The sequence below is a fragment of the Luteolibacter sp. SL250 genome (assembly GCF_026625605.1).
Classification (GTDB): Bacteria; Verrucomicrobiota; Verrucomicrobiia; order Verrucomicrobiales; family Akkermansiaceae; genus Luteolibacter.
This window is the reverse complement of sequence record NZ_CP113054.1, coordinates 3,360,134-3,378,336: the sequence shown is the minus strand read 5'-3', so window position 1 is coordinate 3,378,336 and position 18,203 is coordinate 3,360,134. Positions and strand designations below refer to the sequence as shown.

At 61.9% G+C, this 18,203-nt stretch carries 18 protein-coding genes; 9 read left to right on the top strand and 9 right to left on the bottom strand.

Annotation, left to right across the window (positions count from 1 at the left end):
* Positions 1–270: 270 nt before the first annotated feature.
* The 4 genes from clpX to OVA24_RS14790 form a co-directional block, all read right to left on the bottom strand.
* Positions 271–1,566, bottom strand: coding sequence for an ATP-dependent Clp protease ATP-binding subunit ClpX (gene clpX, locus OVA24_RS14805; protein ID WP_267670683.1), 1,296 nt, complete (start codon positions 1,564–1,566; stop codon positions 271–273).
* A gap of 106 nt (positions 1,567–1,672) precedes the next feature.
* On the bottom strand, positions 1,673–2,353 hold the full coding sequence (locus tag OVA24_RS14800) for an ATP-dependent Clp protease proteolytic subunit (protein ID WP_324287861.1): 681 nt from the start codon (positions 2,351–2,353) through the stop codon (positions 1,673–1,675).
* On the bottom strand, positions 2,346–3,674 hold the full coding sequence (gene tig / locus OVA24_RS14795; RefSeq protein WP_267670682.1) for a trigger factor: 1,329 nt from the start codon (positions 3,672–3,674) through the stop codon (positions 2,346–2,348). Before tig ends, OVA24_RS14800 begins: the two co-directional genes overlap by 8 nt.
* Before the next feature lie 109 nt (positions 3,675–3,783).
* The gene (locus OVA24_RS14790; protein ID WP_267670681.1) at positions 3,784–4,419 is read right to left on the bottom strand and encodes an HD domain-containing protein; all 636 of its coding nucleotides are present in this window, start codon (positions 4,417–4,419) and stop codon (positions 3,784–3,786) included.
* A 164-nt stretch (positions 4,420–4,583) separates the two neighbouring features.
* On the opposite strand from OVA24_RS14790, the gene OVA24_RS14785 reads away from it, so the two are divergent.
* Positions 4,584–5,507 (top strand): PEP-CTERM sorting domain-containing protein, encoded by a 924-nt coding sequence (locus tag OVA24_RS14785; protein WP_267670679.1) that lies wholly within the window; start codon positions 4,584–4,586, stop codon positions 5,505–5,507.
* A gap of 123 nt (positions 5,508–5,630) precedes the next feature.
* On the opposite strand, the gene OVA24_RS14780 is transcribed toward OVA24_RS14785, so the two are convergent.
* The 5 genes from OVA24_RS14780 to OVA24_RS14760 form a co-directional block, all read right to left on the bottom strand.
* Positions 5,631–5,981: an acyl-CoA thioesterase gene (locus tag OVA24_RS14780; RefSeq protein ID WP_267670678.1), complete on the bottom strand. Its 351-nt coding sequence runs from the start codon at positions 5,979–5,981 to the stop codon at positions 5,631–5,633.
* Positions 5,982–5,992: 11 nt separating this feature from the next.
* Positions 5,993–6,436 (bottom strand): DoxX family protein, encoded by a 444-nt coding sequence (locus OVA24_RS14775; RefSeq protein WP_267670676.1) that lies wholly within the window; start codon positions 6,434–6,436, stop codon positions 5,993–5,995.
* A complete protein-coding gene (locus OVA24_RS14770; RefSeq protein ID WP_267670674.1) occupies positions 6,433–6,903 on the bottom strand; it encodes a Jag family protein in 471 nt (156 codons plus the stop codon). Before OVA24_RS14770 ends, OVA24_RS14775 begins: the two co-directional genes overlap by 4 nt.
* 61 nt (positions 6,904–6,964) lie before the next feature.
* Positions 6,965–7,405 carry a GAF domain-containing protein gene (locus OVA24_RS14765; RefSeq protein ID WP_267670673.1) on the bottom strand — a complete coding sequence of 147 codons (441 nt, stop codon included), beginning with the start codon at positions 7,403–7,405 and terminating at the stop codon, positions 6,965–6,967.
* Between the two features lie 205 nt (positions 7,406–7,610).
* Positions 7,611–8,006 (bottom strand): hypothetical protein, encoded by a 396-nt coding sequence (locus OVA24_RS14760; RefSeq protein WP_267670672.1) that lies wholly within the window; start codon positions 8,004–8,006, stop codon positions 7,611–7,613.
* A 250-nt stretch (positions 8,007–8,256) separates the two neighbouring features.
* Between OVA24_RS14760 and OVA24_RS14755 the strand changes: the two genes are divergently transcribed.
* The 8 genes from OVA24_RS14755 (at position 8,257) to OVA24_RS14720 (ending at position 18,203) form a co-directional block, all read left to right on the top strand.
* The gene (locus tag OVA24_RS14755) at positions 8,257–9,372 is read left to right on the top strand and encodes an aldose epimerase family protein (RefSeq protein WP_267670670.1); all 1,116 of its coding nucleotides are present in this window, start codon (positions 8,257–8,259) and stop codon (positions 9,370–9,372) included.
* 71 nt (positions 9,373–9,443) lie between these two features.
* A complete protein-coding gene (locus OVA24_RS14750; protein WP_267670669.1) occupies positions 9,444–11,204 on the top strand; it encodes a sodium:solute symporter family protein in 1,761 nt (586 codons plus the stop codon).
* A 17-nt stretch (positions 11,205–11,221) separates the two neighbouring features.
* Positions 11,222–11,425, top strand: coding sequence for a hypothetical protein (locus OVA24_RS14745; protein ID WP_267670668.1), 204 nt, complete (start codon positions 11,222–11,224; stop codon positions 11,423–11,425).
* Positions 11,426–11,495: 70 nt separating this feature from the next.
* Positions 11,496–12,104, top strand: coding sequence for an MBL fold metallo-hydrolase (locus tag OVA24_RS14740; RefSeq protein WP_267670666.1), 609 nt, complete (start codon positions 11,496–11,498; stop codon positions 12,102–12,104).
* A gap of 336 nt (positions 12,105–12,440) precedes the next feature.
* Positions 12,441–15,083 (top strand): hypothetical protein, encoded by a 2,643-nt coding sequence (locus tag OVA24_RS14735; protein WP_267670665.1) that lies wholly within the window; start codon positions 12,441–12,443, stop codon positions 15,081–15,083.
* On the top strand, positions 15,080–15,706 hold the full coding sequence (locus OVA24_RS14730; protein ID WP_267670664.1) for a hypothetical protein: 627 nt from the start codon (positions 15,080–15,082) through the stop codon (positions 15,704–15,706). The genes OVA24_RS14735 and OVA24_RS14730 overlap by 4 nt, the downstream gene beginning before the upstream one ends.
* Positions 15,703–16,698, top strand: coding sequence for a prenyltransferase/squalene oxidase repeat-containing protein (locus OVA24_RS14725; RefSeq protein ID WP_267670663.1), 996 nt, complete (start codon positions 15,703–15,705; stop codon positions 16,696–16,698). The genes OVA24_RS14730 and OVA24_RS14725 overlap by 4 nt, the downstream gene beginning before the upstream one ends.
* Positions 16,695–18,203, top strand: coding sequence for a hypothetical protein (locus tag OVA24_RS14720; protein WP_267670662.1), 1,509 nt, complete (start codon positions 16,695–16,697; stop codon positions 18,201–18,203). Before OVA24_RS14725 ends, OVA24_RS14720 begins: the two co-directional genes overlap by 4 nt.

The following is an 18,203-nucleotide window of genomic DNA, read 5'->3' as shown; positions in this document are numbered from 1 at the left end:
CGGCATTGGCGCATGAAGGATGAGGTCCTCTTTTCAAGATTCGCCCGTTCCGGAACATTCGCGGTCAGCCTTCTTCGATTTCCCGACAACCAATACCCGATGATTTCTCTACCTTAGTCTGCCAATGCCGCCGGTGGACAGGAATGAGTGCGTAGCGGACATAGCCGCTCTGCCGCAATGTCCACCTCCTCACCCAGGTGCCGCAGCGCGCCTGTGCCCGATCCAGCCGCTGGAAAATGCGGTGGATCATCCCATAAAACATCCTTGGGATCACGCCGCATCCTCATCCGCGTCCGCATCAGCACGGCGCTTGCGGATGAGCGGTGAGCGTTCTCCCATCACCACCGGGCGGTTGATGGTGACGGCCTCGATGTCTCCGCGGGACGGGACGTCGAACATCACATCGAGCATCATTTTCTCGAAAATGGAGCGCAGTGCGCGGGCGCCCGTGCCACGGCGGACGGCTTCCTCCGCGAGGGCACGGAGGGCGTCGCGGGTCACGCGGAGCTTCACGCCGTTCATGGCGAGCTGCTTGGCATACTGCTTCACCAGCGCGTTCTTCGGCTCGGTGAGGATGTTCACCAGCTCGTCCTCCGTCAGCTTGCGCAGCGAGGAAATGACGGGAAGGCGGCCGATGAACTCCGGAATGAGGCCGAAGTGCAGGAGATCCTCCGGTTGGACTTTCTCCAGGATGTTGAGGGCATTGTCGTCCAGATCCGCCTGGGAAAGGTCGGAGTGGAAGCCGAGCGTGTTCTTGCCGAGGCGGCGGCGGACCATGTCCTCCAGGCCGACAAAGGCACCGCCGCAGATGAAGAGGATCTTCTCCGTGTTCACCTGGATGTACTCCTGCTGCGGGTGCTTGCGGCCACCTTGCGGGGGCACGTTGCAGGTCGTTCCTTCGAGGATCTTCAGCAGCGCCTGCTGGACGCCTTCGCCGGAGACGTCCCGGGTGATGGAGACATTTTCGGTCTTGCGGCCGATCTTGTCGATTTCATCGACATAAATGATGCCGCGCTCCGCTCTCGCCACATCGAAATCCGCCGCCTGCAGCAGGCGGAGAATGATGTTCTCTACGTCCTCGCCGACGTAGCCGGCTTCAGTGAGGGTGGTGGCGTCCACAATGCAGAATGGAACGTCCAGCACGCGGGCAAGCGTACGGGCGAGCAGCGTCTTGCCGGAACCCGTCGGGCCAAGGAGCAGGATGTTCGATTTCTCGATTTCCACCCCCTGGAACTCATCGTCGAGCTTCGCCTGGTCCTGGCGGAGGCGCTGGTAGTGGTTATAGACGGCCACCGCGAGGACCTTTTTCGCGCTCTCCTGGCCGATCACGAACTCGTTGAGATGGTCGCGGAGGACGGCGGGAGAGGGGATCTTGAAGCCGGATTTGTCCGCTGGCGCCGTGCCTCCCTTCGGAGTGAGGCCGCCCAGTTCCTTTTCAAGGATGTTTGAGCAGACATCGATGCACTCGTTGCAGATATAAACGCCCGGCCCGGCGATCAGCTTTTTCACCTCTGAGTGGCTCTTTCCGCAGAAAGAACACATCGTGAGATTGGATGCGCGGGCCATATGGGGGAATCTACAGGGATTGTGGGAGAAGGCAAGACAGGGTGCTGAACGGTCCTGCGGATCGAAAAAAGCGGCGGTGACGTGGAGTCACCGCCGCTGTTGGAATTCAACTTTCCTTGGGCGGCTCGGCCAGGGCGGCCACGGCGTCGGGAAGCTGCTTGCGGCTTTCCAGGACCTTGTCCACCAGGCCGTAGGCCACGGATTCCTCGGCGGTCATGTAGTTGTCGCGCTCCGAATCCTTCTTCAACTGCTCCAGCGTCTTGCCGGTATGCTTGGCGAGGATGCCGTGCAGGCGGTTGTTGAGGTTGATCATGAAGCCGAACGTCCGCTCGACGTCGAGGGCGGTGCCCTGGGCGCCACCGGAAACCTGGTGGATCATGACGTGCGAATTCGGCAGGCAGAACCGCTTGCCCTTGGTGCCGGCGGTGAGCAGGACGGAACCCATCGAGGCGGCGATGCCGATGCAATAGGTGTTCACGTCGCAGGTCAGGAACTGCATCGTGTCATACATCGCCAGACCCGCGGTGACGGAGCCACCGGGGGAGTTGATGTAGATGTGGATGTCCTTCTTCGGGTCCTGCATCTGCAGGAAAAGGAGCTGCGCGATCACCGAGTTCGCCACACCATCATCGATCGGCGTGCCGATGAAGATGATGCGGTCCTTGAGCAGGCGGGAGTAGATGTCGAACGAGCGCTCCCCGCGGCCATCGGACTCGATGACGATCGGGACGTAATAGTTGGAGGGAGCGTGACCGGACGACATATCAGGCGATTTGAAATTAGGCATCGAGTTTGGCTTCTGTTGACTCCTCAACGGTGGCGTGCTCGACGAGGAAGTCAATGGCCTTGCCGATGACCATGGAGGAACGGACGTTCGGGATGCGGCCGGAGCGCTGGAGGTCCTTGATGAACTTCTTCGGGGCGACCTTCCGCTGGTTGGCGATGACCACCAGGTGGTTCACCAGCTCCTGGTCGTTGACCTGGATGCCTTCGGCGCGGGCGATTTCCTGGAGGATGAAGTTCGTGCGGAGATTGGAGACGGCCTGGTTGCCGGCGGAGGCGAAGATTTCCTCCTGCTGGGACTGGATCTCCTCCTGGGTCATGCCGGACTGGATGCCCTGGCTGACCATGGCGTTCGCCTGGCTCTGGGTTTCCTGGGCGATGAGTTCGTCCGGGAGCTCGAAGTTCACCTGCTCGTTGAAGTAGGCGACGATCTGGTTGACCTTGAGGTCGCTGATCTTGCGGGCGCGCTCACCTTCCATGTTCTCACGGATGATGCCCTTGATGTCTTCCATCGTCTTGCCGGGGGCCAGCTTGGCGGCCAGCTCGTCGTCCAGCTCCGGGAGGACGGCTTCCTTCAGTTCCTTGACGGTCACCTGGAAGACCAGTTCCTTGTTCTGGACGGCGGCGACGGGGAAATCTTCCGGCAGCGTGACCTTGATCTCCTTGGAGTCGCCGACGTTGAGGCCCACCAGTTGCAGCGGGAAGCCGGGGAGGAACGCCTTTTCGTCCACTTTCACCCAGAAGCCCTCGCGGCCGCTGAGGTAGCCTGCCTGCTTGCCGATGAACTCATCGGTCGGCTGGCCGTCCACGGTGGAGGTGTAGTCGATGACGGCGAAGTCGCCCTCCTGGGTGGCGCGGCCCTCGATGTCCTTGAAATCGGCGAAACGCTCGCGGAGCGCCTGGAGCTGGGTGTCCACCTCCTCGTCCGGCACTGCGGTCGGGGGAACGGTCACCTTGATGCCCTTGTATTCCGGGAGGGTCACATCCGGGGCGAGAGTCAGCTTGGACTCGAAGGAAACGGAACCGTCGGCATTGGTGGTGAGGTTCTCCGGGATGCCGAAGTCGAGCACCTTCAGTTGCTCCTGCTTGAGAGCTTCGTCATACGCTTCGTTGACGAGCGCGCCATTGAGTTCCTCGGTGATTTCACGGGCGAAGCGCTTTTCCACGACGGCGCGCGGGGCTTTGCCGGGGCGGAAGCCGGGAAGGCGGGCCTGGCTGGCATAGCCGCGGACGATCTGTTCGCGTTTGCCGCTGACTTTCTCCGATGGGATTTCGACACGGAGGGTGGCGGTGCACTTGGGCTGCTTCTCGACAACGATGTTCATGGTAAAATGAGCCGGACTTGGGCCGGGACGGGGAAACTAGTGGGGCCGGGGGGGAAATGTCAAACGGGGTGTTTGGCCAGTTTTCGCCCCGGTTCCCGGCCGGAAGGAGTCAGTGGAAATCACGCGGCCGGTCCGTCCGGGCGGTGTCCCGGACAGTATTTCCGGTCAGTTTCAGGATCTCCTCCGCCATATTCCGCCGTGCAGGCAGGTCCAAGGGTTCCGAGAATGCGGGATTCATGAAGAGCCGCGGAAGTTCGAGGAATTTCGACAGAATGGCCGCCCTGCCGGCTGCATAGGCGTCGTCAGGGACGTGATGGTACTCCTGCCGGATGGCGCTGGCATAGCGTCCATAAGTGCCGGTGTCCGACCCGAGGATGGACAGGTCGATGTCCCTGATGAGGGATTCATCCGCCGTGGGGTGGGATGGATCCGGGTGCTGCGTGGCGAGGATCAGCCGCACCACTTCATCCCTGAGTGGGGAACCCCCGAGGAAATCCCGGGCGCACCGGGCGCTGGCCTCCTCATTGTCATTGGCCTGTGGATCGTAGATCAAATCATGGAACCAGAGCGCCATTTCGATGGCATCGGCATCCACTGCGAGTTTCCTGTGTTTGTCCAGAAGCCTCAGGCAGTCCCCGATGTGGGAGAGATTATGATAGGTGCGGACCGGTTCCGAGTAGGCGGCCAGCAGGAAGCTCCAACTCTTGTCCCCGTCCGGGATTCCCACCCGGGAGCAGAGATCCATCCATCTTGCCTGAAGTGTTTCCGGGGTTGTCATGGACTCATGATTGTAAGGCGGTGGGCATTCAATTCCCGGCATATCCCGGGCGCCGGGCAACTTAATGTTGGCATTTTCGGCGAAACTGCGTCACATAAATCCACCCGCCTTCGTAAAGCCCCCTGTTTGGAATGAGATTTTTTACCCTTTTCGCGTCCGTGGCCCTTGCGGCCCCTGCTTCCGCCGCATTGCTCGCCTATGAAGGATTCGGTTCCGGATACAACCTCGGCACGGGTGCGACCACCAGGGATTATCCGACGGATCATCTCTCCGGTCAGGGCAGTGGCACCGGCAGCGGGTTCACCAGCGGCTGGGTGAAGGATCCCACCTACTTCTCTGCCAGCGGCGTTTATTGGGTGGACGACGGTGGCACGGCATCCGCCTCCGGCTATGTCCGGGCGGATGGCGGGCAGGCTTCCTATTCCACCCTGGCCACCACGGCGGGGCAGGCGACCTACCAGACGGATGCGGGCTCGCCCAACCGGCTTTCCTACCAGCGGAACTTCACCACCGGCACGTTTGCGCCCACCAGCGTTTTTGTCAGCACGCTGGTCACCATCGATGGCTCTGGGGGTGTTTCGTTTGGATTCATGACCACCAACGGTTCGGACAACCGTCCGTTCCAATTCGGGATCAACCAATCGGGAAACCTCTTTGCCCGTGGCAATGGCGGTACCAATACGGTGATCGGTTCGACGGTCTACGGGGCGGGGACTTATTTCCTGGTCGCCCAGATCCAGAACGACAGCACCAACAACGATACCATCCGGCTGTGGATCAATCCATCTCTTGATGGGGTGGGCACGGCTGACTTCGTGTTCAATGCTGCCTCTGCGGGGAATGCTCCCAATTTCTATGTCAGTGAGAACAACTCCTACCAAAGCAGGGGACTCGTGCTCGACTTCAACAGCAACGGTCTGGTCGCCGGTTCCACCAGCGTGGATGAGATCCGGATCGGCACCACCCTGCAGGATGTGGGGGTGATTCCTGAACCGTCCGCCGCGCTGCTGCTGCTCGCCGGGGGATGCTTGTCCGGCCTGCGCCGCAGGCGTTGATCCATGGGGTAGCGAATCTCGTGAGGGATTCGGCGGGGCGTTTTTCCCCCGGCAAATCAGCTCCAGTCTTCCAGCGCACTTCCCCCTACGAGGGTCTCTCGACCTTCGTTCCATGCGGGAATACTACTCCCCGGAGATCGGCTTCTTGGCTCCGGTTTCGTCCACACTGACGAAGGTCACATTGGTGGAAAAGATCGGCCCGGCGTCCGATTTCGTGTCACGGACCTCCACGGCGTAGGTCACGCTGGTGGTGCCCTGCCTGAGTCGCCCGCATTTGATGGCGAGGATGGTACCCTGGCGGACGCTGTGGCGGAACTCCACCCGGTCCATGCCCACCGTGACGAACAGGCTGTGCGGGTAGTCCAGGCTGGCGGCGATCCAGGACGCCTCATCCACCCACGCCAGCAGGCTGCCACCGAAAAGGAACCCGTATTGGTTCAGATCCGCAGGCAGTACGAGACGGTGGGTTTCCATGGCGGGGTTCCTTACCAGCGGCGGCGCTTCTCCTTGCAGAGGGAGGCGTCGAGCGAGAGGCTGCCTGCTCCGGTGAGCAGGATAACCACGCCGCAGAGCAGGTACATCAGCGCCAGTTCCTTGATTTTGAAAGGATCGGCGGCATGGACGTCGAATGCGGCGATGACCATGGTGAAGGAAAGGATGAACGCGGCTGGCCGGGTGGCCAGACCCAGGATCAGCAGGCCGGCGGCTCCCACCTCCGCGCCGATGGTCAGGATGAGCGCGATGGGGCCGTTGAGGAATCCGTCGAGGGAGCTCGGGGCCTTGAATTTCGCCCGCAGGGCTTCGTAGTTCTGGAGCTTGGGAATACCGTGGGCCAGCATCATCAACAGGCCGGTGGCCACTCGGAGAACCAGGATGCCGATGGAGGCGGTCAGATCGCGGGTGCCGCAATCAAAGAAGAATTTTTTCATTCAGCGGGAGCAGAGGTTGGTTTCGGAGAGACGGTGATGCGTTTCAGCCGGTCGTCTCCGCCCGGGGAGGATGAGACGACTCCCGGGTCCCCTACGAGAACATTGTGCACCAATCGGCGGTAGTAGGCGTTCAATGGCCTCATCTGGAGGGATTTGCCGGTGCTTTTGACTCGTTCCGCCAGGGAACGGACCTCTTCCTGCAGCCGGTCTTCCTGGATGGAGCGGTAGTGCCCGCAGTCCACCTTGATCCGCTCCGCGTCCGGGATGTGGCGGCGCAGGATGCGGTTCACCAAATACTGGAGGTCGTCCAGGCGGTCGCCATCGTGGCCGATGATGGATTCGCTGTCCCCGGAGTGGATCTGGAGACACGGCCCGTCGTGGGTGTCCTGCACCTCGATGGTCACCGTGAAACCCAGGTGCCCCAGCATCGTGTCCAGGATCCGCGTTGCCGTTTCCACATTGGTCATGCTGCCAATCTATCAGGAACCTTGTCCGGGTCAACCTGCCGGGACCTTTTCCGTTTGAAATTCAGAGTTCGCTGGCGAAGAGGGTGGCAAGCTGCTCCGCATGGATGGCCAGGTGGCGCTTCTCCGTTTCCGTGAAGTCGTGCGGCACGTGCTTGCCGATGCCCAGCGTACCCAGCACCTTGCCGCTGCCATACATCATCACCGGCACCGCCAGGGAACCCGCGACATTGGTCTTGCGCGCATCTTCCTTCGCCACGCCGCCCAGGTCCGCCTGCAGGTTGCACAGCTCCACCGGTTCTTTCCTCTCCGCCGCCACCCCGGCGATGCCTTTGCCGAAGGGGATGCGGGTGATCTTCTCCAGCACGAATTCCGGCACCCCGATCTGGGCTTCCAGTTCCAGCAGTTCCCCGCTGGCGTCCGTCCGGTGGATGGTGCCGGTCTGGCAGTCGAACTCCTGGAGGATGGCGGCGAGCAGGGCTTCGAAATCGTGGGTCGGTTTCATGATCCGTTACCTAGGCTGTATCGGCATTCATTTCAACCAGATCGTGGAGGAGTCCGGGTGCAGCGCCGCCCCTGGATGGTTCCCAAATTGCCGGAGCATACGACGGTGCGCGTGGGGTTGGGCCCGGATGGGATGAACCGCATGTTGCGGATCATTTCGCGCCGATCTGCCCTGATAACATCCGGATGTGGATGCGATCTGGCAGTCACATGCCGGCAAGCATTTCCTGCATCTTCCACTTAACGATATCCCACGTCGCAGTCAATGCGGTGTAGATACCCCAGGCCATCAACGCGAGTCCGATCACCGACATGAGCGCTCCAAAGCCTTTCATGACGAACGCACCTGCGGCGACCGCCGTGAGACCACCGATCATCTTTCCAAAAAGTCCCAATTTTTCCATCTCCGTGATGAATTCATCCATCGCCTTCTTCGAGTTGGAGAGCTTGGACGCAAGCAGCTTTGCGACGGATGAATTTTCCACCGATTTCAGAATGGTTTTCACTGATGCGGTATTCCCGCTCTCAAGCGCGCTGGATGCTTTCATGACCAGCGATTGATGGGTGCGTAGAAAATCGTTGAGTGCGGTCTGGATGTTCATGATACGGGAATTTGGGGGAGAGGGATGAAAAAAGCGGAAGCCGGTGATTTAAACGCTAGGGAAAGCCGCCCGTTGCGTCAATCAATCTGTCGTTGGGCCACGACTGAGCCGTGCAGCAAAGTTGCAGGCGATCTATGCGGCTTTGGTTGAGGAGCCGCTGTTTCGGGCGGCGAAAGGAAATCCCATCATCCTGGTCATCCGGAAAATGCCTCTTGGCGGACCGGTCCGGGTGAAATAGACGGAGGGACGTATGAAAAACCCTTTCAAGTCGGTGGCTGTTTTCCTATCGGTTGCCACGACAGTGGCTGCGGCATCCATCAAGGAAGAGAAGTTCGGGGAAATGCCGGACGGGCGGGAAGTGAAGATCTTCACCCTGGAGAACGGGAAGGGCATGCGGGTGAAGGTCACCGAGTATGGCGCGATCCTGGCATCCGTGGAGGCTCCGGACCGTGACGGGAAATCCGCCGAGCTGACGCACGGCCATGACACGCTGGAGGGCTGGCTGAAGGACACTTCCTACTTTGGCGCGACGGTCGGTCGCTTCGGCAACCGGATCGCGGACGGGAAGTTCACGCTGGATGGAAAGGAATACACGCTGGCGAAGAACAACAACCCCGGCGGCATGCCATGCAGCCTCCATGGCGGGAAGGTCGGCTTCAACAAGGTGCTGTGGAAGGGCACGAAAACCGCTGACGGCGTGGAGTTCACCTACCTGTCGAAGGATGGCGAGGAAGGCTTCCCGGGAAATCTCTCCGTGAAGGTGACCTACACCCTCAACGATGACAACGAGCTGGGCTGGCACGCCACCGCCACCACGGACGCGCCCACGGTGGTGAACCTGGTGCAGCACGCCTACTGGAACATTTCCGGAGATCCCGCCGCCCCCGTCACCGACCAGATGCTGACGCTGGAGGCGGATCACTACCTGCCGACCAACAAGGGTCTCATCCCTACCGGGGAGCGGGCACCGGTGGCGGGCACGCCGATGGATTTCACCAAGCCCACCGAGATCGGGAAAGGCGTCGGTGAGAACTTCCCGGCGCTCAAGCTGGCGGGTGGCTACGACCACGCCTGGGTGCTCCGCCCGGGCGATGGCGTGCGCAAGGCGGCCACCGTGGAGGACTCGAAAAGCGGGCGCATCCTCACTGTTTCCACGGACGCCCCGGCCATCCACTTCTACCTCGGGAACTTCCTCGACGGCGGGGTGAAGGGCAGGGGAGGCGTCGCCTACCACAAGCGCACCGCCCTCTGCCTGGAGACGGAGGCCTTTCCGGACGCGCCGAACCAGCCGTCCTTCCCCACCACCGTGCTCAGGCCGGGGGAGACCTACCAGCACCGCATCATCTTCAAGCTGTCCGCCCGATAAGACCACGCTTGCCATCCCCCCGGTATCCCGGCTGAAACTTTCCCGCAGTCCCCGAATCCCACGCTTCATCCATGTCGTCCGACCTTCTTCCCGCCCTGCTCGCCGCCAGTTCCTCCGTGGACATCGGGGCATCCGGCTTCGCCACCAGCATCAAGCTGAACTTCGTCGATTACTCGATCCTGGCGGCCTACATCCTCACGGTGATGTTCATCGGCTTCGCCCTGAAGCGCTACATGAAGAACTCGGAGGACTTCTTCCTCTCCGGCCGCGCGATCCCCGGGTGGATCACCGGCCTCGCCTTCATCTCGGCGAACCTCGGCGCGCAGGAGATCATCGGTATGGCGGCCTCCGGCGCGGAGTATGGCATCATGACGGCCCACTTCTACTGGGTGGGGGCTATTCCCGCGATGGTGTTCCTCGGCGTGTTCATGATGCCGATGTACTACGGCTCGAAAGCGCGTTCCGTTCCGGAATACCTGAAGATGCGCTACGATGAGAAGACGCGGACCTTCAACTCCGTCTCCTTCGCCGTGCTCACCCTGTTCTCCTCCGGTATCTCCATGCACGCGCTGGCGGAACTTCTCAACCTCCTGCTGGGGTGGAACTACCACGTGTCCCTGCTGGTCATCTCCGTGGTGGTGCTGGCCTACATCCTGAAGGGCGGCCTCAGTTCCGCGATCTACAACGAGGTGCTGCAGTTCTTCATGATCCTGCTGGGCATCGCCCCGCTGGCATGGCTGGGCCTGGAGGCCGTGGGTGGCTGGAACGGGCTGGTGGAGAAGATTTCAACCACCCGCCCGGATGCCATGCACCTGTGGAAGGACACCGCCGGCATCAGCAATCCGCTGGGAGTGCCGTGGTATGGCATCCTCTTCGGTCTCGGTTTCGTCCTTTCGTTCGGCTACTGGTGCACGAACTTCGCGGAGGTCCAGCGCGCGCTGGCGGCCCGGTCCATGGGGGCGGCCCGCCGCACGCCGCTCATCGGCGCGGTGCCGAAGATGCTGTTCCCCGCCGTCGTCATCCTGCCCGGCATCATCGCCTACGCGCTCACCCACATGAGCACCACCAGCGGCTACACCATCCCGATGAAGGACGGTGTCTCCAACTACAACCAGGTGCTGCCGTCGATGATCTTCCACTATTTCCCCAACGGCATGCTCGGACTGGCGCTCACCGCCCTGATGGCTTCCTTCATGTCCGGCATGGCGGCGAACGTGACCGCCTTCAACACCGTCTGGACCTACGATATCTACGAAACCAAGTTCCCGGGGGTGAAGACGGACCGCCAGCTCATGAGGATGGGCCGCTACGCCACCATCTTCGGCGTCCTGCTTTCCATCGGTTGCGCCTACTTCGCCAGCAACTTCAAGAACATCATGTCCCTGCTGCAGATGGTCTTCGGGTTCGTGAACTCGCCCATCTTCGCCACCTTCCTGCTGGGCATGTTCACCGTCCGCTCGAACAGCCGCGGTGCCTTCTGGGGACTGGTGGCGGGCACCACTTCCGCTTTCGCCTTCCACGGGCTGAGCATCGCCACCGGGAATCCCGTCGGCTTCATCAAGGGCGGGTGGATCTCGCCGCTCATCGAGCTGCCGAAGGAAATGTCGCAGAGCTTCTACGTGGCGGGCGTCGCCTTCACCGTCACCTTTGTCACCAATGTCGTGCTCTCCCTCACCCAGGCGCGGGAAAAGACCGACGCCCAGCTTGCCGGTTTGGTCTATTCGCTGACGCCGAAGCACGTTGAGGAGGGCGGCAAATGGTACACCCGCCCCGCCGTCCTCGGTGCCCTCATCATCATCGCGGTCACCGCGCTCAACTTCTACTTCTGGTAACCTCCACATCCATCGTCATGGCTTTCGACCTGCGCCTACCCATTGGCATCCTCTTCACCCTCTTCGGCGTCATCCTCACCGGATACGGCGTGGCCACGCGGGGGAGCGCGATGTATGAGAAATCGCTCGGCAAGAACATCAACCTGGAGTGGGGGATCGTCCTGCTGGTGTTCGGGTTGTTCATGCTCCTGCTCACGAGGCTGGGCAAGAAATCCGGATGAGGTGACCTACGCCTGGTGATGTCGCACGGGTGCACTTCCCGCGATGGCGTCCTACGCCTGCTTTTTCCCAATGAAACTCTCGATTTACACCGGCGGGTTCGTGCAGACGAACGCCTACCTCGTTGAAACCCCGGACGGCAATTTCCTCATCGACGCTCCGGAGGGCGTGACGCGCTGGATCACTTCCAAGGGTGTCCGGGTGGATGACGTGCTGCTCACCCACCAGCACTACGACCACGTCACTGACGCCGCCGCACTGAAAGCCACCGGCGCGCGGCTCCATGCACTGGAGGACTATTCGAAGGATCTCACGCTGGAGTCGGCGGCCCGTGGCTGGGGGCTGCCCATCTCGGTGATCCCGTATGAGGTGGACCGGAAATTCGACATCGGTGAGCCGCTGGTCATCGCCGGGAAAACCATCGTCCTCGCCCACGTGCCGGGGCACTCGACGGACAGTGTGACCTTTTACCTGGCGGACTCGGGTGTGTTGTTTTCCGGAGACACCCTGTTTGCGGAATCCATTGGCCGCACGGACCTGCCGGGAGGCAGCACCCAGCAGCTTCTGGACGGCATTTTGACCAAGTTGCTGACGCTGCCACCGGAGACGAAGGTATTTCCCGGACACGGGCCTGCAACTTCCATCGGTCACGAAACGCAGCAGAATCCCTACCTGTCCTGAAATCTCATTTGGCGGCTGTCGCAGCGCAACAGGGAAGATGACCACTGATTTCACTGATTTACTGATTCAGAACAGGGATATTCTGCCCGGATGCCCGGGATAACGGTCATTTCAGTGCCTCTGAAATCAGTAAATCAGTGAAATCAGTGGTTTCAGAATCTTTCTGAACAAGAGCTTTCTTCCCTACCACATCACTCCCGGAATGGGGTGGTATCGAAAAAGACGGAAATGGGATACCGCATCGCTTCAGATGGTGAGAAAACGGCTGGAAAACCCGCGTTTCCTCTGGGAGACTCCGGGTGTTGGTAGAGTCCCTTCCGTTGCCTGAAATCCGTCATGCCTGATCCTTCCCAATCACCCGATTCCACGGTCGTGATCCCGGAGGGGCTTCGTCGGCAGCTTGATGATTTCCGCCGCCATTTGTGGCGGATCAAGGTGCTGGAGGCGTGCATCGCCGGGGTGGTGGGCTTGGTTTTCTCATTCCTGCTGGTGTATGGACTGGACCGCGTGTGGCAGACGCCGGGGATGGTCCGGCTGGGGATCCTGCTTGGCGGGGTGTCGCTGTTCGTGCTGTTCGCGCCGTATTGGCTGCACCGTTGGGTGTGGCGTCACCGCCGGGAGTCGGAACTGGCGCGCCTGATCGCCCGGCGCTACCCGGGGCTGGGGGACCGGTTGCTCGGCGTCATCGAGCTCCAGAACCAGTCCGGGAACTCGGACACGCTGTCACCGCGCCTGCGGGCGGCTGCGATGGAGGCCGTGGCGGCGGAGACCGGGAAGCGGAAACTGGATGACGCGCTGCCGCCGCCGAAGCACCGCCGCTGGGGCATGGTGGCGCTGCTGCTGCTCGTGGTCGCGGCAGCTTCCTTCACGTTCACTCCGCGAGCGGGGATCAACGCGCTCCAGCGGTGGCTGATACCGCTTTCGGACACGGAGCGATACACCTTCACCTTGCTGGACTCTCCTCCGTCGAAGCTGGCGGTCCCGTTCGGGGAGACGTTCGACATCGTGCTGAAACTGCACAGGAACTCGGAGAGCCGTCCTTCGGATGGCGTGGGCCGCTATGGCCTGCAGCCGGAGATTTCCACGAAACTCACCGGCGGGCATTACCGCTTTTCCTTTCCCGGTCAGCAGGAGAAAGGGATCATCGTTTTCAATGTCGGGGACGCGCGGCACGAGGTGGCGGTGGAGCCGGTGCTGCGGCCCGCCGCGGAGAAGATCTCCGTCCACGTGAAGCCCCCTGCCTATCTCCAGATCCCGGACCGCGTTCTGGAACTGAACGGCGCTTTCTTCAATGCCGTGGAGGGCAGCGAGGTGGTCGTCTCCCTCACCTCCAACCGTCCCCTCGCATCCGCGGAATACGGTCCGACGAAGGAAATCGCGTCCGATCTCCCGCAAGAGGGCGCCTTCACCCCGGTGTCCGGCTTCCTTTCGCTGAAGGGGCCGCTGGCGGTGACTCCACCCATCACGGTGGGATCCCGGCCGTTCGAGATTCCATTCGGCTGGAAGGACAAGCTGGGCCTGGATGGAGGGATGGAGTTCAAGGTGAGGGTGGATGCTTTCAAGGATGCGGCCCCAGGGGCGTATCTCCAGGGGATCGACCGCCAGAAGGTCATGCTGCCGGAAGAAACCGTGGATTTCGAGGCTCTGGCGGAGGATGACTTTGGTGTGAAGGTCAGCGGGATCGAATGGAAGGGGGAATCCACCCGCCCGACCAGTGAGTCTCCCGCAGCCGGTGAGATGAAGCTCGCGGAAGGAAATCCAGAGGACAAGCGCCTCAGCCGGCCGGTGGCTTTTTCTCCGGCGGCGGTGGGCATCTCCCCGCAGAAGGTCGTGCTGCGGGCGTTCGTGGAGGATTATTTCCCAGGCAGGGGCCGGATCTATTCGGAGCCGGTGACGATCTATGTCCTGACCCGGGATGAGCACGCGCAGATGCTGAAAAGCCAGTTCGACCGTGCGATCACCGAGTTGGAGGACGTGGCCCGCCGGGAGCAGAACCAATTGGATGAAAACCAACGGCTGGAAAAGCTGGAAGGTGGGGAACTCCAGTCCGAGGAGAGCCGCAAGCGGCTGGACATGCAGGAGCAGGCGGAGGCGGAGAATCTCAACCGCATGGAGGAACTGACCGAGAGGATGGAGAAGCTCATGCAGGACTCCGCCCGGAACGGGGAGATCGACAAGGAGACGCTGCGCAAGATGGCGGAATCCCTGAAGTCCCTCCAGGAGCTTTCCGGAAAGGACATGCCGAAGGTCCGCAAGAAACTCGGTGATGCCCAGGATCCGTCCAACACGGCGGAAAAAACGGAGAAGGACCTCGCGGAAGCGGTGGAGGAACAGAAGCGGGTGGTGGAGAAGATGCAGGAGGCGGTGGAGAATGCCAACGATGCGAACCGCCGCTTCGAGGCAGGCACCTTCGTGAACCGCCTGAAGAAAGCTTCCTCGGAACTCCACGGGGTGAAAGACACGCTGAGGCAGGCGGCGGAGAGGCTTTTCGGTCTGCGGACGAGCGAACTGGACCCGGCCGACGCGCGGATCCTCACGGAGGTGGGACGCCAGCAGTCGGACACCGGCTCTGACATCCGGTGGATCCAGGAGGACCTCACCCACTACTTCGCCCGGACGAAGCAGGAGATGTTCAACATGATCCTGGTTGAGATGAAGGACTCCCAGATCGATGTCGCCCTGGAGGACATCCGCTCCAGCTTCGGCACGAACCAGTCGTCCATCGGCTCCGACAAGAACGAGGAATGGGCGAAGCGGCTGTCCGACTGGGCGGCGAAGCTGGAGGAGGAGAACAAGAAGAACAACATGGCGGGCGGCGGCGGTGGTGGCGGCGAACGCAGTCCGGAGGACGAGGATTTCGAGTTCATGCTCCGTGTGATGAAGATGATCCAGCAGGAGCAGGACCTGCGTTCCCGGACCCGGGCGCTCGAACAACTCAGAAGATCCGCCGACATCCGGAAGGGGGGCGCCGAACCATGAAGCCACTCCACCACATCATTTGCGCCATCCTCGCCTGCGGGGTTTCCCTTGCCGCCGGACCGGTGGACAAGGAGGCCGTCATGCAGCAGCACCGGGAAGGCTCCGAAAAGGTGGCGGAGGATCAGGACGAGCTATCCGCGGACGTCCAGCAGCTCACCATCGAGGAAACCGTTCCCCAGGTCATCAAACTCCTGGAGGAGGTGGAGGGCATCATGGATGAGGCCACGGACTGGCTCCTGGAGCCGGACACCGGTGGCCGCACCATCGCCGCGCAGACGGAGATCATCGAGAAGATCCACGCCGCCGCGAAAGAGCGCCAGAAGCAGAATGGCAGCGGCCAGGCAGGGGGCGCGATGATGGACATGATGGAGCGCATGATGGGCAAGGAACCCGGACAAGGTGAAGGCCAGCAGCCGGGCCAGCCCGGCGGCGACAAGGGAGGGCCGGGCAACAAGTTCGGGGAATCCGACACGCCGAACGAGAACATCACCGGCGACGCCAATGAGAAATCCATGACGAGGAAAGTCCCCAAGGCGGCGGGCACCGCAGGCAAGGCGCTGCCGGAGGAATTCCGCCGGGCGCTGGACGCCTACAACCGGGGGGCTGAACAGAAGGGGAAATGATCATCCGCCGGTCCATCCTCTGTGCATCGTTCGCCCTTTCCATGGGCGGTCCGTTGTTTTCCCAGGACCTTCCGGGGAGGAAGGAAGACGTCATCCCACAGCAGGTGGAGCTCATCTATGAGCGCGGCCTCCAGTACCTGGCGAAGAGCCAGAACGCGCGCGGGCACTGGGATGATGGCGTCGGTTCGGAACCCGGGGTGGTGGGCCTCTGTGTGGCCGCATTCCTGGCCCATGGGGAGGATCCCAACAACGGCCCCCACGCCGCTGTGATCCGGAAAGCGATTGACTACATCATTTCCGAGCAGAACGACACGAACGGCTACATCGGAAACAACATGTACAGCCACTGCTTCGCCACCAAGGCACTGGCGGAATCGTATGGGGTCATCGACCATCCGGATGTGGCGGGCGCGTTGAAAAAGGCCATCGCCCTGATCCTGTCCGCACAGGAACGGAACAAGTTCAAGGCATGGCGCTACCAGCCTGACAGCAAGGACGCGGACACCACCGTCACCGGCGGCCAGTTGGTGACCCTGTTCGCCGCGCGCAACGCCGGGATGGAGGTTCCGCAGAAGGCCATCAACGACGGACTTGCCTACATCGCCCAGTGCCGCGGCGCGGACGGATCCGTGGGCTACACCTCGCCCAGCGGAGGGAAACCAACGCTCACCGCCATCGGTTCGCTCTGCCTCTCACTGGCGAAGGAAACGGACTCGAAGCCCTACAAGGCCAGCCTGGAGTTCCTGAAAAAGAACCTCGACTACCGGGACCGCTACTATCCGTTCTACTACGAATATTACATGTCCCAGGCCCTCTTCCATGCGGATGAGGACACGTGGCGCGAGTGGAACCAGCGGAACATCCGCTACATGGCGACCCTCCAGGGGAGGGACGGTTCCTTTCCCGGCAACCAGGGTGCCTCCTTCAACACCGCCGGCGCCCTGCTGTCCCTGGCGCTGAACTACCGCTACCTGCCGATCTACGAAAAATGATCCACCACCTTTCCATCGTGCTGGCACTCGGCGTCCTGGCCGCATCCGCGGAAAAGGAGCCGCCGCGGCAGGACCTGCTGCGCTTTTCAAATGGCGACCAGCTCCACGGCAGCTTCGCCGGGATCGGAGCCGGCGCGAAGATCGCATGGAACCGGGACGATGTGACGGGAGCCATCGAGCTTTCCTCCACGGAGATCCGGCAGGTGGTGCTCAACGGCGGAAGACCGCGGAAGGCCCTTGGGTCGCTCTCCTGTGTGACCCTGGTCGATGGAGACAGGATCCCCGGCGTGCTGAAATCCCTGGATGACAAGACCGTCGTGCTGGAGACATCGTTCGCCGGACCCGTCACGCTGCCGCGGGACCGCGTCGCGATGGTCGCACCCAGTCCGCTCGGCGGCAGGCTGATCTACCATGGACCGTATGAGGGGGAGGAATGGAGCGCGGTCAACATGGCCACGCCGGAAGGTGTCCCGGCGGCGCCTGCCGGAAAGGATGCCAAGGATGATCCGACCAAGCCCGGCCATTGGAAATTCTCCGGCTCCGCCTGGTATTGGCAGGGCACCCGCCCCGGCACCGCGCTGGTCCGGAAGGAAGGAATGCCGGACCGCTCCGTCGTGCGCTTCAACCTCGCGTGGAAGAACCGCATGTCGATGGCCTTCGCCTTCCACGCCGACTTCCAGCGGCCGAAGGAGCCGGAGGATGGCGTGGTCGGGAATGCCGCGGCCAACCAGTTCCCGGCGGACGCCTCGGCCTTTCCGAAGCTCTTTGGCAGCAGCTATGTCCTCCAGATGAGCGGCAACAGCGTGCTGCTCTACCGCGCCGGCTTTGATGAAGGTGGCAAGCCATCGATCGAGGCCATCCGTTCGAACAGCTACAGCGCCCGCCTCGGTGAGTCGGACAACGTGACGGTGGAGCTGCGCTGCAACCGGCAGTCCGGGGAAATTTCACTGTTCATCAATGATGAGTTCTTCGGTCAATGGAGTGAAGGGGCCGCCGGGGCGGGAACCACGGCATATGCGGGAAAGGGGACGGGTTTCGGTTTCATGGTCCAGAGCATGAACTCACCGGTCAGGATCTCGGACATCGTGATGGCGGAGTGGAACGGCATGCCGGACTCCGCCCGCAGCCTCCAGGTGGAGGACCAGGACATCGTGCTGCTGGCGAACGGCACGGACCGTTTTTCCGGAAAGGTCACCGGCTTCCAGGACGGCATGGTCCTCCTTGATGGCAGATACGGGGGCTTCCGCTTCCCGCTGGATGACCTTGCGGAAATCCGTTTCGCCCGCGGGAGCCTGGCGAAGCCGCTGGAGTCCACCGTGGGGGAGATGACCATCCACTTGTCCCCGCTGGGCAGGGTGACCGGGAAGCCGGTGGAAGGCACCGCCACCCACGTGCGCCTGCTCACCCCGTCCGCAGGCGAGTGGAATGTTGATCTGGCTCCGGCGACCATCCTTGATTTCAACCCCTCCAACAGCTTTCTCGATGATTGGGATGTCCAGTTCTGA

Bases quoted from the DNA above. Each gene is read 5' to 3' on its own strand.
- tig (WP_267670682.1), bottom strand. From the start codon at position 3,674: ATGAACATCGTTGTCGAGAAGCAGCCCAAGTGCACCGCCACCCTCCGT.
- OVA24_RS14720 (WP_267670662.1), top strand. From the start codon at position 16,695: ATGATCCACCACCTTTCCATCGTGCTGGCACTCGGCGTCCTGGCCGCA.
- OVA24_RS14740 (WP_267670666.1), top strand. From the start codon at position 11,496: ATGAAACTCTCGATTTACACCGGCGGGTTCGTGCAGACGAACGCCTAC.
- OVA24_RS14760 (WP_267670672.1), bottom strand. From the start codon at position 8,006: ATGAACATCCAGACCGCACTCAACGATTTTCTACGCACCCATCAATCG.
- OVA24_RS14775 (WP_267670676.1), bottom strand. From the start codon at position 6,436: ATGAAAAAATTCTTCTTTGATTGCGGCACCCGCGATCTGACCGCCTCC.
- OVA24_RS14800 (WP_324287861.1), bottom strand. From the start codon at position 2,353: ATGCCTAATTTCAAATCGCCTGATATGTCGTCCGGTCACGCTCCCTCC.
- OVA24_RS14750 (WP_267670669.1), top strand. From the start codon at position 9,444: ATGTCGTCCGACCTTCTTCCCGCCCTGCTCGCCGCCAGTTCCTCCGTG.
- OVA24_RS14790 (WP_267670681.1), bottom strand. From the start codon at position 4,419: ATGGATCTCTGCTCCCGGGTGGGAATCCCGGACGGGGACAAGAGTTGG.
- OVA24_RS14730 (WP_267670664.1), top strand. From the start codon at position 15,080: ATGAAGCCACTCCACCACATCATTTGCGCCATCCTCGCCTGCGGGGTT.
- OVA24_RS14770 (WP_267670674.1), bottom strand. From the start codon at position 6,903: ATGACCAATGTGGAAACGGCAACGCGGATCCTGGACACGATGCTGGGG.
- OVA24_RS14755 (WP_267670670.1), top strand. From the start codon at position 8,257: ATGAAAAACCCTTTCAAGTCGGTGGCTGTTTTCCTATCGGTTGCCACG.
- OVA24_RS14765 (WP_267670673.1), bottom strand. From the start codon at position 7,405: ATGAAACCGACCCACGATTTCGAAGCCCTGCTCGCCGCCATCCTCCAG.
- OVA24_RS14725 (WP_267670663.1), top strand. From the start codon at position 15,703: ATGATCATCCGCCGGTCCATCCTCTGTGCATCGTTCGCCCTTTCCATG.
- OVA24_RS14785 (WP_267670679.1), top strand. From the start codon at position 4,584: ATGAGATTTTTTACCCTTTTCGCGTCCGTGGCCCTTGCGGCCCCTGCT.
- OVA24_RS14745 (WP_267670668.1), top strand. From the start codon at position 11,222: ATGGCTTTCGACCTGCGCCTACCCATTGGCATCCTCTTCACCCTCTTC.
- OVA24_RS14780 (WP_267670678.1), bottom strand. From the start codon at position 5,981: ATGGAAACCCACCGTCTCGTACTGCCTGCGGATCTGAACCAATACGGG.
- OVA24_RS14735 (WP_267670665.1), top strand. From the start codon at position 12,441: ATGCCTGATCCTTCCCAATCACCCGATTCCACGGTCGTGATCCCGGAG.
- clpX (WP_267670683.1), bottom strand. From the start codon at position 1,566: ATGGCCCGCGCATCCAATCTCACGATGTGTTCTTTCTGCGGAAAGAGC.